Below are 13,486 nucleotides of genomic sequence, written 5' to 3'. Positions count from 1 at the left end.
GCTAATATTGCATTAATGGGTATGGAGGATATACTTGGAATAAAGTACAAGCCTGTAAAAAACAATGGCAAAATTGTAAGTTATACAAACGTAACCAAATATACATTAGTGTTTTATGCAGATGATTTTGTGGTAATGTGCAATACACAAAAAGATGCAGAGGATGTCTATGAACTATTAAAACCATATTTAGATAAAAGAGGTCTGGAGTTATCTAAAGAAAAAACAAGAGTGGTAACGATAGATGAAGGTTTTAATTTTCTGGGCCTTAATGTTAGAATGTATCAAACGTGTCAAGGTGAAAAACTGCTGATAAAACCATCAAAGGAGTCTATCAAGAAAAGTAAAGAAAGTATTTCAACTGAAATACAAAAGTTGAAGGGTAAAAATGTTGGTGCCGTAATAAACAAACTTAATCCAATAATTAAGGGCGTAGGTAATTATTGGTCGGCGTGGGTCGCGAAACATTCATATTCATATATGGACCACCATATATGGTGGTGTACATTTAGGTTTTTAAAATATTTGCATCCAAAGAAAAGTAAGACTTGGATAATAAATAGATACTACAAACCAGATATAGCGGGACAAAGCAAAAACAAATGGATACTGACTGACCCTAAAAAGAATAAGCAACTCACAAAAATGTCATGGATACCAATAGTCAGGCATAGGCTCATTAAATTTAGAGCAACTCCATATGATAGTAGCCTTAAAGGATATTTCAATAGTAGGGATGAAAAGGAATTTAACAGAAACTGTGTTAAAAGCAAACAGAAAATGGCTAAAATACAGAATTATAAATGCCCTATATGCAATAAGAGTATTACAGATTTTACAGAAAGGTTGGAAGTACAAGAAAAGGTGCCAGTGATACACGGCGGAACAAGGAAATATAACAATTTACAATTGGTACATAGATATTGTAACAAACAATATTATAAAATATTTCCGCTAGAAGGTGAACTTCCAACAAAACAGCAAAAACAAAAGGGCTACAAAATCATAAGGCAACTAAGGCTTGCAGAAATATTATAAAGACAATAGGATAAATGAGAGCTTGAGCTGTATGTCGCGAAAGTGACACGTACAGTTCTTAGGCGAGAAGGAGGGAGTAATTCCTCTGACTTAGCCGACAGTTATATTATGGGATGCAACATATTTGCAATTATAGAAGTTATCATCCTAAAGGAGTAGCGATTTGAAAGCGTTATTAAATAAATTATTAGAAAATACGTTTATCTCTACAATAGACTTGAGTTCAAAAATATATACAAATTTTAGTACAATTTTAACTTCTTATTATCCATAGAATTATAAGATGATTATTGGCATGTGGAGTATGCGGCGATGCTATACAAAAGGGAGTATTAAAATAAAGAAGTTAAGTTATCTAAATAATCATTTTGATCAAACTTTATTATAAAATTTAAAAGTGGTTATGAGTTGTTTATATAATTTTGCTCAAACTATATTATAAAAAGGACTAACCAACTTTACTGTATGTTTTAATAGGAAAGTTTTATTATAATAAAACTTTCCATTTTTTATGTAACAATTTGTAGGTATAATTAAAACATCGTCACTTTAAGGGTACCGTATATTCAGTTAGTGCCCTTAAAAATATCGGGATGGATATTTTTTTGGAACATATGATGCGTGGGAAAACTGTTATTTTTTTAGGATCATCGGGAGTTGGAAAGTCAACAATTGTAAACAATTTAATCCAAGTACAAAGACAAAAAAACAATGCTATTAGTAATACAACAGGCAAAGGAAGACATACAACTACAGGAACACAACTGTTTTTCCATGAATCAGGATGTATGGTAATTTATACACCTGGATTAAAGGAGTTACAGCTATGGGTAGATGGCGATGCTTTAGAGGAAAGCTTCAAGGATATATTTAAAATAGCCCTTGAATGTAAATTTAATGATTGTAAACATGATAAAGAACCAGGTTGTGCAATTACAAAAGCTATTCAGGATGGTAGTATAAGTCAAGAACGAATGGATAGCTTCAACAAGCAGTATACAGAAGTAAAACTAGTTGATGTTAGAAGAAAACAGTATGAGGTTTATTTAAAAAGAAAGGCCAAATATGGCTTTGCTTAAAAAGCAAAAACTATATGCAAAAAGGAATCAATGGGGTCATAAATAAATAAATAAATAAATAAATAAATAAATAAATAAATAAATATTGGAGGTATTATATATGGAATTAAATAAAAGTGAATTTCGTGAAGTAGAAAATCTTTTTAAGGACTTTAGACATCATATTTCTATTAAAGGTGTAATTGATGGATATGTGGAAGGAAGGATATTTGCTGATATAAACAGGTTATCTGCTGTTGCAGTAACACCAGAAGGTATTTTTTTAAGTGATGGACTTAAAAATGAGGCATTTTCAAGAGAAATGAATACTGTAATCAAGGCTGATATTTTACCGAAATATGAGGAAGAGGATGCATTAGATTATGTTGTATTCTATTCTCCAAATAATAACTGCGAAAACCAATTAAACATTATGTTTGATGGTCTTAATCCAATGAAAAGTAAGCGGATGACATTTTCAAATGATATGTTAAATGTTGAAACTGTATTGTCTGAGGGTATTTACTCTTTGGATAAAGAATTGTTCACTAAAACAGAATTGCTTGGGCTTGACTGGGTTATTGATGAAATATTAGATGGATGGGTTTCAGTTGATGATTTTTTAAGTAGAGGATTCGGATGTGTAGCTATTGTGAATGACAAGATTATTGGATGGTGCTTAACTGACTGGGTGGTAGGAGATGAATGTGAAATTGGAATTGAGACACATCCTAAATATCAAAAACAAGGATTTGGGCGTAAAATGGCTAACGCTACGCTTGCTCTCGCTAAAAATATGGGTATGAAACGTACAGGGTGGCAATGCTGGACTGATAACGCTGGTTCAATAGCAACAGCTAAATCAGTTGGATTTAAGCTTCTTAAAGAGTTTGAAGTGTTTTTTGGTTGGGCAAATAAATTAAATAATATGCTTATTAATGGTAATTATTATATGTTTGGAAAAACAAATTTGAATATAGGACCTGCTGATTTTAAACGTTCTGCATGGAGTTATTCACAAGCTCTTGATAAAGGTTGGGATTGGGATGGTGATCCAAGTTTATATTGGAATTGTGCATGTATGTTTTATAAAAGTGGGGAGATAAAACAAGCAAAGCATTATTATAGACTAGCTATTGAAAAAGGGTGGCATGGGATAGAACCACACGTTAATAATCCACATGTTTATACAGAGCATGATAGTAAGGAAATCTTAATATGTTTAACTGAGGTTTAATTAATGAAACAATTGTAGTAAATCTAATACTTGGAACTTTAATCAAAGCTAAGCAGTAATCAAACATTGTGTATAATGGTGAAACTTTAGCAACAAGAAATCTTCACTGGTTAGATATACATTTATTTAAAGTGTATTACAAGGTGTTTTTCAATAATAAAGATGATTTTGAAAATTCTATGAAGCAGAAGTGATCTTTATTTTTGTCATTAAAATTTTGCATTAAATAATTTAAATAGATTTGCTTGGACAAAAACATCGGTTAGATATCGGTGTTTTTTGTTGTTTCATAATATTAAAAAAGCTAAGAGGGATTGTTTAGTAAATAACGAGTTATTTTTATTTATTATACAAATTTAGAAGGAATATGATAGAAGGATGCAGAAAGATTGTTAGTAGAATGTTTTATTAGTTATGAAATGTTTCATAACTGGCTACATAGTAAAATAAGACGGAGCAAACACTATCTAACGAATGAAGGGGATAAAATATGAAAAAGAATAAATTATTTGCATTAATAAATTTTTTGAGTATTGTCTTAACATTTTTTATAGGATTTGAAGTTATCAAACTAAAAAATAATTTGATTAATTATATTATACTTGCAATAATAAATGGATGTTTAATGTACTTATGCCAGAAACTATTGGATAATAAAAATTAATTCATAACCTTCGTATTATTATATTAAAATATAAGGTGGTTCAATTATGCAAAATATAATTTTAACGTCTACTGGGTTTACTAACAAAAACATCGAAGAAAAATTTTTATCATTGGTAAATGTACCTAATATTAAAATTAAAGTTATTTTTATTCCAACTGCTGCAATAACAGAGGACGCAAAGGTGTGGATTCCAATATGTAAAAATGACCTTTTAGAGGCTGGTATTTTAGAAGATAACATAGTTACATATGATTTAGATAGAATTATGAGTTGTGATGAAATTTGTAATTATAATGCGATATATGTTTGTGGTGGAACTACAGAACATTTATTAAGCAAAATGAATGAAACTAAATTTAATATTCCGTTGAAAAAATTTTTAGATAACGGCGGGGTATACGTAGGAGTAAGTGCAGGCAGTGTTGCTTTATCACAAAATCTACCTGAAAATTTAGGTTATATCAATTGCACGCTCGATGTTCATGCAGAAGAAGGCGCAGAATGTGGATATTTAAATACAAGTGATTGTCCTAATATTAAATTAACGGATAATCAAGCCATAATAATTATAGACAATAGTATTATTATAATAGAGTAGATGAATAATTCGTGTTTTTCATAATGGACGACACAAACAACTGTTAGGATTACTAAAGTAATGGAGTAAGTCTGCGTTTTTTATATATACTTCAGCTTGGCATTATTCTTATAATGCCAAGAGAAGTTATTACGGTTTTTCCATTTATTTTCCCACACTTTTCCCACATAAGTGTTAGAAACCTTTAGAATGTTATAAAATGTTATACCCTTGGAAGGGTTGATATACATAAGTTATAGCAGATTGCAGAAAGTTATAAAAGGCAAATTAACGACTCAGGGGTTCAATTCCCCTAGGAGTCACCAAAACATAAATGTTGATATAGCAAGCTTTACAGCAATGTAAAGCTTGCTATATTTTTGTTTTAACACTCTTTTAACACGTAAGTGTTAGAAAACTTTAGAATGTTATAAAAAGATATACGCTTAAAAGGGTCGATATGCATAAGATACAGCATAATAAAGAAAGTTATAGAGAGCAATTGATCGAACTTACTAAGGATTTGTGAAATTAGTTTTATAGAGCAAAAGTGCTCTTTATTTTTGTGAATATTTTAAAACATCACTTAAACAAGAACATCAGCTATTATCTCAAATGACATTGGGTAAATATATGGAGGGGCCTAGTCATAACGATGGCCTATGGATTGCTGTGGTCGAAATTGCTAAAAGATTGAATTTATCTATGAATATTCAAGAACTAAAAGCAAGATATGTAAATGAGTCATATAGCCATGAATAGAGACCTACATAAATGGTAAGCTTATGAGCCTCTTGTCATAAAAATCTTGCATTAAATAATTTAAATAGATTTGCTTGGACAAAAAACATCGGTTAGATATCGGTGTTTTTTTTGTTGTTTCATAATATTAAAGAAAAGTTAAGAGGGATTGTTTAGTAAATAACGATTATTTTGATTTATTATACAAATTTAGAAGGAATATGATAGAAGGATGCAGAAAGATTGTTAGTAGAATGTTTTAGAAGTATTTATGAGTATTATGTCTATAATGTGCAGCGGATAAAATAAATTATAAAAGTGTTTAACAAAGCATCTTGGATATATATTACAATTAAAATATTGAATCTAAGTTCATGAATGATTTAGGTAAATATTGTTCAAGGAGAATACTTATTTTTTGAGGGGATTGTGAAGTGAATGAAAAAATGAGGGAAGTAATAAATATAGGCGATAGAAATTTAATTGAATCATTAAGATGTTCGAAAAGTTGTGCTACATATATGAGTATACTAAATGGAACAAATAAAGGAAAAATATGGGTTGATTCTTTAGAAAAACCTAGTTTTGCAATTGTATGGGGAGAGCATCTTGAGGGTTTTCAGCTCATGGGAAAGCCTTTAGATGCTAAGCACTATAAAGACTTAAGAGTTTTTTTTGAGAGTGAGTTGAATTCATTTTTGAAAGATAGAAGCAAAGAGGAGTTTGAATATGCGGCAGATACTGAAGAATTGTTGGAAATGATGAACAATGTTTTTTATGATAAAAATATTGAATGGGGATGGCAATACAATTATAAGGTTGTTGAATATAAAACTGTTGATTTGAAAAATCAGGATATGTGTTCTATTGTAAGTATTGATACCGATTTTTTTCATATGGCATATAGCAATGTTTCATATGTTCTTGATGAAATTGCTAAGGCATGGGGTAACGTAGATCGTTATTTAGATAATGGTATAGGATTTGCTGTTATTAAAGATAATGAAATTGCAAGTAAAATTATTTCGATAGCAGCATATGATGGAAATTATGTTTTAGGAGTTGATACACTAGCAAGTTCTCGTAGGTTAGGATATGCTTCTTTGCTTTTGAGAAAAGTATTAAATGATGCAAGTGAAAAAGGCTATAGCATATTGTGGGATTGTGATGGATTCAATGAGGCTTCAAAAAAGACTGCACAAAATCAAGATTTAGTATTTGATTATAAGTATAAAGTTTGTTGGGTTGAGCTGTAGAGATATTTTCGTGGTACATTTGATTATAAAAGCTTAAAACTGGACAGACAGTTAAATAAGTTGTTTATATTTTTTTGATGATAATGACATAGAAATAATATAACATTAGAAATGGAGAATGATATGTATCATATTGTAATTTGTGATGATGAACCTAAGATACTAGAAGATTTATCTGATATAATTAAGGCTATATTTTCAAAACTAAATATTTTTGTGGAGTATTATATTACACAGGATGCCAAATCATTATTAGAACATATAAGTGAGACCAACATAGATATTTTGTTCCTAGATATAGATATGCCTAAACATAGCGGAATGGAAGTTGCTGACTATCTGTTAAATCAAGGCTCTAAAACTCTTTTGATTTTCGTAACAAACTATGAAGCATTAGTGTATCAATCTTTTCAATATCACCCTTTTGGATTTATTAGAAAAAATTATTTTAGTGAAGAAATTGAAGTGGTTATTTCTAATGCAGTTAATGTATTGAAAGATAGACAAGATACAATATCAATAAAGATGAATAATGAGCTCATTAGAATTAAGATATCAGAGATTATGTATTTTGAAGCAGATTCAAACTACGTTAATGTTTTTACTACAACAGCTACTTATTATTATAGAGAATCCCTAGGGGTGTTAGAAAAACAACTTTCTACTAAGGGATTTATTAGAATACATAGGGGTTATTTGATAAACCAACGATTTGTATATGCAATTCGATACAATGAAGTTGAACTATCAAAGGTTGGCCTTTTGCCTATAGGAAGAAGTAACCGTGAAAATGTCAGAAAACTGTTAATGAAGTATATGAGGTAATAGGATGGAATTATTTAGTCTTTCAGTTAACATAGGTATAGCTTTAATTATGTTTATTGTAGCAATGGTATTTATAATATTGTATTTATTAGAACATAGAAAAAGAAAACAGTATAAAATCAAATATGAGACTCTTGATAGAGAGTATATTGAAGTGATAGGGAAAAGCATGCAATACCAATTAGAATATCAGTTGCTTAATGAAGATTACAAAAGAGAAAAGGATCAAAGTGAGGAAATACAGAAATTGAATGAGAAAACTAGACGGTTAAAACATGATATGAAGAATCATATTTTAGTTATAACCTCTTTTCTTAATGGGAATAAATATGATGAAGCAAAAGAGTATTTATCATTAATATTAGACAAGTTAAATCAAATTTATACCTATATTGAAACAGGTAATTCTATTCTCAACTATATCATAAATACAAAGTTAGAATATGCTAAGCAAAATGGTATAGATGTTAAAGCTGAAATTGAGAATATTCCATTTGAAATAATGGGAAGTGTAGATTTTTCTTCTCTGCTCAGTAATTTATTTGATAATGCAATTGAGGCAAGTATTATAACTTCAAATAGGGAAATACATGTGAATATTCTTAGGAAAAGAGCATACGACACTATTTTAATTAAAAATAGAGTTAATGAATCAGTTTTAGAGAGGAATCCTAAATTTATATCTTCAAAAACTTCTAATGGAAAACATGGATATGGAATAAAGCAAATAAAAAGTATAGTAGAAAAATATGATGGAATGATAGACTTTTATGAAGAGGATGGCATGTTTTGTGTATATGTAATGGTTCTATCTGAAAGATTAGAACAAACATGATTGTTCTAGTGAATAAAAGCACATGGTTGTTCATACCTAATAGGGTGTTGTTTATCCCATAGTCGTTGACTATGGGATTTAAATTTAACTATAATTAAAAATAGGTCCGAAAGGATAATATGCAAGGTGGTATTTATGATTACAGTAAAAAATTTGTGTAAAGAATATAAGGTTTTAAAAAAAGAAGAGAGTAAAAAAAATGCAATCAAACATATTTTTAAACGAGAATATGAGGTAAAGCAAGTTGTAAATAACCTTTCTTTTCATATATCACAAGGCGAAATTGTTGGCTTTATTGGACCTAATGGAGCAGGTAAATCTACCACAATAAATATGTTAACAGGTATTTTACTTCCTACAAGGGGAATTGTAAGAGTAAATGGCATGGATCCTTATAAGAATCATATTAAGAATGTAAAACAAATAGGAGCTGTTTTTGGACACCGAACTCAACTTTGGAAGGAGATGCCAGTTATTGAGTCCTTTCAAATGATGAAGCATATGTATAAAATTTCAGATAAACAGTACAAAGAAAATATGCAATTATTCTGTGATATTTTAGATTTGGATAATATTTTATATAAACCTGTTGATAAGCTTTCTTTAGGTCAAAGAATGAGGGCAGATTTTGCTTGTGCTAATCTGCATAACCCTAAAATTCTCTATTTAGATGAACCCACAATTGGGTTAGATGTTATCGCTAAAGAAAGTATTCTTAATTTTATATATGAAGTAAACAAGCTTCGAAAGACAACAGTTATTCTTACAACTCATAATGTAACAGATATTGAAAAAATCTGCTCAAGAGTAATGGTTATTGATAAGGGAGGGATGGTTTACAACGGTGATATAAAAAGAATGAAGGCTGTATTTGCTTTAGAACACACAATGCAGCTAGAAATTGATAATATGAGGTTTCCTGATTTGGAAGATTTACCTATCAAAAAATATAAAATTGAGAAGAATGGTATATCAATTACCTATGATAATAAAATTATTAATTCATCTATAATTTTAAATCATATAGTAAAACAGTGCCATATTAAAAGCATTAAAATGTATGAGCCAAATTTAAACGATATAGTTCGTGCAATGTATGAGAAAATACCAGCACAGAGTATTCAAAGGGGTGGAAATAATGGAGAAACCATTAATTCAAGTTAAGGGAATAAGTAAGACCTTTAAAATAAGCAAAAGGTCAAAAGGAATTCCAAGTATGCTTGTTAATGCATTTATGCCAAAATATGAGTATAAAAAGGCTGTAAATAATATTAGTTTTTGTATAAATGAAGGGGAAATGGTTGGGTTTATAGGGCCAAACGGAGCTGGAAAATCAACAACAATTAAAATGCTATCAGGCATTCTATATCCTGATAGTGGAGAAATAAATATTGCAGGATTTATTCCCTATAAACAAAGGAAGGAATATGTATCTAATATTGGGGTTGTATTTGGGCAAAAGTCTCAACTTGCTTGGGATTTGCCTGTAATAGATAGTTTTGAACTTATCAAACACATATATCGAATACCTAATCATAGGTATAATGAAAATTTAAATAAATTCACAGAGCTACTTGATATGAGTGGATTTATTAATCAACCTGTGCGTCAACTTTCACTTGGTCAAAGAATGCGTGCAGATATTGTAGCAGCTTTACTTCACTCTCCTAAAATTGTGTTTTTTGATGAACCTACTATAGGACTTGATGTTGTAGGTAAAGAGAAGATTCGAGAGTTTATCCGTTATTTAAATGAAAGTCAAGGTATTACCATGATTTTTACTACTCATGATATGCAGGATATAGAAAAGACTTGTAATCGCTTAATTATCATTGATAAAGGAGAAAAGCTCTATGATGGTAGTCTGGCAGGGATAAAAGAGAAATACGGAACATCAAGAGAGATTGATGTAGAGTTTGGAAGCCACTTTATTATGGAACCAATAAAAGATGTTGTAATTAAAGAGTTAAATGAGCTTGATGGGCGAAAAAAAAGATTTATATTTGAAAATTCTAAGGTGCATATTAACGAATTAATGACAGACTTACTTACTAAATATAATGTAAAAGATTTATCTATTGTAGAACCTGAAATTGAAGGAATAGTTAGACAAATCTATGAGGGGAGCATAGATATCAGATGAGAGCATACGTAGAATTTGCAAGAAAGAAATTTTCTAACAATATGGTATATAGATTTGATTATATTATAGGAATCATCAACACTTGTTTGCAATTTTTTATATTTTGGTGTATTTATAGGAGTCTTTATGGCACTGCAACTGAGATTGATGGAATTACATTTTCTATGGTAACAACTAATTTCATTTTATCCTTAGGTTTATCTAATGCTTTTCAAATTGATGATCTCTTTGTACAGCGAAAGATTGGAGATGGTTCAATAGTAAATGAATTTTTAAAACCAGTTAATTTTAAGATTAGACTACTTGCCGAAAACCTAGGAAATATTATTTTTAGGCTCACTTTTAATTTCTTACCAGCCTTTATTATTGCCAGGTGTTTTGTTGAAATAGAAAAGCCAACAAACTTGCTTGCATTAATTTTATTTGTTGTAAGTACAATTTTAGGATTCTTTGTATTATGGCAAATTAGCTTTATTGTTCAAATGACATCATTTTGGCTTATAAATGTATGGAGTCTTGCTACAATAAAGAACGTTTTTGTTAACGTATTTTCTGGAGCTATGTTACCACTTTGGTTTATGCCTAAAAGTGTAATGAGGATAATTAGATTTACTCCTTTCGATTCTATTTATTTTACTCCTGTTAGACTTTATCTTGGTGATATGCAAAATGGTGATATTTTATTCAATTTTGGACGTCAAATAATTTGGATAGGCATTCTCTATATAATTGGTGACGTAATGTGGAGATGTGGACAAAAGAAACTGATTGTACAGGGAGGCTAAAGAATGAAAAATGATAATTTATCTATGTTCTTATACTATACCAAAACAACAATAAAATCCTGGTTTCAGTATAAGGTTGACGCCATTCTTCGTTCACTTGCTGTATTCTTAAGAGAAGCGACAGGAATTATTGTTATCTATTTTACCTTGCTTAAATTCGGTAATATTAATGGGTGGTATATAGATGAAATGATATTTTTATTTAGTCTATTATTCATAACCTATGGAATATTAATTATATTCTTTACAGGACTTAGAGATTTTGGAGGCACAATTCAAAATGGTAGCTTTGATAGGTTAATATTACGTCCTAGAGGGTTGCTATTTCAAGTTATCGCAAGTAATTCTGATTGGTTTGCAGCTATAGGACATGGGTTTTTAGGTATCACATTATTTATCATTTCAGCCAATAAAGTGGGAATTGTATGGAATCTTGAAACAGTAATATATTACGTATTAGCAGTAATAGGGGGTGTTCTAATTCAAGGCGCAATATTTTTATTGTTTGCTTCCCTTAATTTTTATCTTATTAAAACTGATAATTTAAAAGAAATGTTTTACTGGAATATGAGAAAATTTGCAGGCTATCCAATTAGTATTTTTCATAAAATTATTCAATGGCTCATTATGTATGTAGTTCCGTTTGCTTTTGTAAACTATTTTCCAGCACAATTTCTATTAAGAAAAGAAGATATGGCAAACTATCCATTAGTTTATATGTATATTGCACCGTTTATTGGGATTATCTTATATTTGCTATCATACATTTTTTGGAGATATAGTTTGCGATATTATAAGAGCACAGGAAATTGATTACAGTTACTTATTTTCAAGATATGAAAAATAGTGTTAAAGCACCAAGAAAGAAACTCAGAGATTTTTTATCTCGTATTAGTGATATAGTTGTTGATTATAAAAAATATACAAAGGAAATGATGCCTTATAATTTATTAAAGGAAGAATTTACTCAAGTTATTGAAATACTTCCTTTAGTTAAAGAATGCTTTCAAGGCAGTAAAAGTGATGAAGAGTGCAAAATTATTTCATATCAATTAATTTCATTTATGCAATTAGTATTTTACAGAGCAGATGAATTTAAAGCGTTTAGTAAAATTAATATTATGAGTAAACAAGAAAGAGATAGGCTTATTGATATTCAACTAGATTTATTTTTAAAATAAAGAGTTTTGAAGGAGTTAAGTAATGAACAAAGCATTTGATTTATCTGAATATATGAGTAAGGGTATTGAAAATATAGTAAAAAATGTTTTGAAATCATCTATAAAAAATCCAAAGGAATCTGCATTTCTAATAAAATATATGTTAGCAGTAAAGAGTGCAAAAAATAAAAGAGATATCGTAGAAAGTAAAGGCGGGCATATACCACCATTTTTAATGGGAAGTATTGCTACTAATTGCAATTTATATTGTAAGGGTTGTTATGCAAGAGCTAATAAATCATGTGGAGATAACTTAAAAGGTAGTGAGATATCAGAAGAAAGATGGGGAGACATATTTAATGAAGCGAAGGAGCTTGGAATTTCATTTGTATTATTATTAGGGGGAGAACCGTTAATGAGGAGAGGAGTTATTGAAAAAGCTTCTTCTGTTAAAGAAATAGTTTTTACGATTTTCACAAATGGAACTATGATAGATGAAAGTTATATAAATTTATTTGATAAAAACAGAAATCTTGTGCCAATGATAAGTATTGAAGGTGATAGGGATCAAACTGATGGCAGAAGGGGGATAGGAACTTATAATTTAATAATGACTTCAATGGATAGTTTAAATAAAAAAGGAATTTTATTTGGGGGTTCTGTAACTGTAACAACTGGAAATATAATGACTGTTACAAGTAAAGAGTTTGTACAGGAGCTTTATAATAAAGGAACAAGAGTATTATTATTTGCAGAATATGTTCCAGTAACTAAATCTACTAGAAATATTGCACCTACTGATAAAGATCGGTTAATATTAGAAGAAAATGTAGAAGAACTAAGAAAAATATTTGAAAATATGGTGTTTTTATCATTCCCCGGTGATGAGAAATATTCAGGTGGATGTTTAGCTGCTGGAAGAGGTTTTTTTCATATAAATGCTAATGGTGGAGCAGAACCATGTCCATTTTCACCATATTCAGATGTTAATTTAAAAGAATGTAGTTTAAAAGAAGCTTTAAAATCACCATTATTTAAAAAACTTAAAAATAATGAGCTGTTACTAGGAGAACATGATGGAGGATGTCTATTATTTGAAAAAGAAGAGGTTGTTAAAGAATTGTTAGGAGTGTAATAAAGTGAGAGTGGAATAACAATGTCAAT

General features: G+C 29.6%; 14 protein-coding genes and 1 pseudogene. All 15 read left to right on the top strand.

Annotated features, from left to right (window positions below):
* On the top strand, positions 1 to 1,038 hold a 1,038-nt coding region (locus ACREV6_RS21960), incomplete at its 5' end, for a group II intron reverse transcriptase (protein ID WP_431580181.1).
* A 569-nt stretch (positions 1,039 to 1,607) separates the two neighbouring features.
* A pseudogene (rsgA, locus tag ACREV6_RS21955) lies at positions 1,608 to 2,117 on the top strand (ribosome small subunit-dependent GTPase A); the annotation flags it as partial.
* A gap of 100 nt (positions 2,118 to 2,217) precedes the next feature.
* On the top strand, positions 2,218 to 3,333 hold the full coding sequence (locus tag ACREV6_RS21950) for a GNAT family N-acetyltransferase (RefSeq protein ID WP_431580180.1): 1,116 nt from the start codon (positions 2,218 to 2,220) through the stop codon (positions 3,331 to 3,333).
* A 490-nt stretch (positions 3,334 to 3,823) separates the two neighbouring features.
* The gene (locus ACREV6_RS21945) at positions 3,824 to 3,997 is read left to right on the top strand and encodes a hypothetical protein (protein WP_164947650.1); all 174 of its coding nucleotides are present in this window, start codon (positions 3,824 to 3,826) and stop codon (positions 3,995 to 3,997) included.
* A 46-nt stretch (positions 3,998 to 4,043) separates the two neighbouring features.
* Entirely contained in the window at positions 4,044 to 4,598 is a 555-nt protein-coding gene (locus tag ACREV6_RS21940) for a Type 1 glutamine amidotransferase-like domain-containing protein (protein ID WP_431580179.1), read from the top strand.
* Between the two features lie 594 nt (positions 4,599 to 5,192).
* Entirely contained in the window at positions 5,193 to 5,339 is a 147-nt protein-coding gene (locus ACREV6_RS21935; protein ID WP_431580178.1) for a hypothetical protein, read from the top strand.
* A gap of 413 nt (positions 5,340 to 5,752) precedes the next feature.
* Positions 5,753 to 6,574, top strand: a complete 822-nt coding sequence (locus ACREV6_RS21930) for a GNAT family N-acetyltransferase (protein WP_431580177.1) — start codon at positions 5,753 to 5,755, stop codon at positions 6,572 to 6,574.
* 111 nt (positions 6,575 to 6,685) lie between these two features.
* Positions 6,686 to 7,399: a LytR/AlgR family response regulator transcription factor gene (locus ACREV6_RS21925; RefSeq protein ID WP_431580176.1), complete on the top strand. Its 714-nt coding sequence runs from the start codon at positions 6,686 to 6,688 to the stop codon at positions 7,397 to 7,399.
* Positions 7,400 to 7,403: 4 nt separating this feature from the next.
* The gene (locus ACREV6_RS21920; RefSeq protein WP_431580175.1) at positions 7,404 to 8,234 is read left to right on the top strand and encodes a sensor histidine kinase; all 831 of its coding nucleotides are present in this window, start codon (positions 7,404 to 7,406) and stop codon (positions 8,232 to 8,234) included.
* Positions 8,235 to 8,369: 135 nt separating this feature from the next.
* The gene (locus tag ACREV6_RS21915; protein WP_431580174.1) at positions 8,370 to 9,398 is read left to right on the top strand and encodes an ABC transporter ATP-binding protein; all 1,029 of its coding nucleotides are present in this window, start codon (positions 8,370 to 8,372) and stop codon (positions 9,396 to 9,398) included.
* Positions 9,373 to 10,377: an ABC transporter ATP-binding protein gene (locus ACREV6_RS21910; RefSeq protein ID WP_431580173.1), complete on the top strand. Its 1,005-nt coding sequence runs from the start codon at positions 9,373 to 9,375 to the stop codon at positions 10,375 to 10,377. The genes ACREV6_RS21915 and ACREV6_RS21910 overlap by 26 nt, the downstream gene beginning before the upstream one ends.
* Complete coding sequence (locus ACREV6_RS21905) at positions 10,374 to 11,162, top strand: ABC transporter permease (protein WP_431580172.1); 789 nt, start codon at positions 10,374 to 10,376, stop codon at positions 11,160 to 11,162. The genes ACREV6_RS21910 and ACREV6_RS21905 overlap by 4 nt, the downstream gene beginning before the upstream one ends.
* 3 nt (positions 11,163 to 11,165) lie before the next feature.
* Entirely contained in the window at positions 11,166 to 11,975 is an 810-nt protein-coding gene (locus tag ACREV6_RS21900) for an ABC transporter permease (protein ID WP_431580171.1), read from the top strand.
* A 23-nt stretch (positions 11,976 to 11,998) separates the two neighbouring features.
* Positions 11,999 to 12,343: a hypothetical protein gene (locus ACREV6_RS21895; RefSeq protein WP_431580170.1), complete on the top strand. Its 345-nt coding sequence runs from the start codon at positions 11,999 to 12,001 to the stop codon at positions 12,341 to 12,343.
* Positions 12,344 to 12,365: 22 nt separating this feature from the next.
* Entirely contained in the window at positions 12,366 to 13,457 is a 1,092-nt protein-coding gene (locus ACREV6_RS21890; protein WP_431580169.1) for a radical SAM protein, read from the top strand.
* Positions 13,458 to 13,486: the final 29 nt, after the last annotated feature.

This window comes from Clostridium sp. (genome assembly GCF_050717515.1).
In the GTDB taxonomy this organism is placed as follows: Bacteria; Bacillota; Clostridia; order Clostridiales; family Clostridiaceae; genus Clostridium_AD.
This window is presented reverse-complemented; position numbering and strand designations above follow the sequence as displayed.

Bases quoted from the DNA above. Each gene is read 5' to 3' on its own strand.
- ACREV6_RS21935 (WP_431580178.1), top strand. From the start codon at position 5,193: ATGACATTGGGTAAATATATGGAGGGGCCTAGTCATAACGATGGCCTA.
- ACREV6_RS21920 (WP_431580175.1), top strand. From the start codon at position 7,404: ATGGAATTATTTAGTCTTTCAGTTAACATAGGTATAGCTTTAATTATG.
- ACREV6_RS21925 (WP_431580176.1), top strand. From the start codon at position 6,686: ATGGAGAATGATATGTATCATATTGTAATTTGTGATGATGAACCTAAG.
- ACREV6_RS21910 (WP_431580173.1), top strand. From the start codon at position 9,373: ATGGAGAAACCATTAATTCAAGTTAAGGGAATAAGTAAGACCTTTAAA.
- ACREV6_RS21950 (WP_431580180.1), top strand. From the start codon at position 2,218: ATGGAATTAAATAAAAGTGAATTTCGTGAAGTAGAAAATCTTTTTAAG.
- ACREV6_RS21945 (WP_164947650.1), top strand. From the start codon at position 3,824: ATGAAAAAGAATAAATTATTTGCATTAATAAATTTTTTGAGTATTGTC.
- ACREV6_RS21940 (WP_431580179.1), top strand. From the start codon at position 4,044: ATGCAAAATATAATTTTAACGTCTACTGGGTTTACTAACAAAAACATC.
- ACREV6_RS21900 (WP_431580171.1), top strand. From the start codon at position 11,166: ATGAAAAATGATAATTTATCTATGTTCTTATACTATACCAAAACAACA.
- ACREV6_RS21890 (WP_431580169.1), top strand. From the start codon at position 12,366: ATGAACAAAGCATTTGATTTATCTGAATATATGAGTAAGGGTATTGAA.
- ACREV6_RS21915 (WP_431580174.1), top strand. From the start codon at position 8,370: ATGATTACAGTAAAAAATTTGTGTAAAGAATATAAGGTTTTAAAAAAA.
- ACREV6_RS21905 (WP_431580172.1), top strand. From the start codon at position 10,374: ATGAGAGCATACGTAGAATTTGCAAGAAAGAAATTTTCTAACAATATG.
- ACREV6_RS21895 (WP_431580170.1), top strand. From the start codon at position 11,999: ATGAAAAATAGTGTTAAAGCACCAAGAAAGAAACTCAGAGATTTTTTA.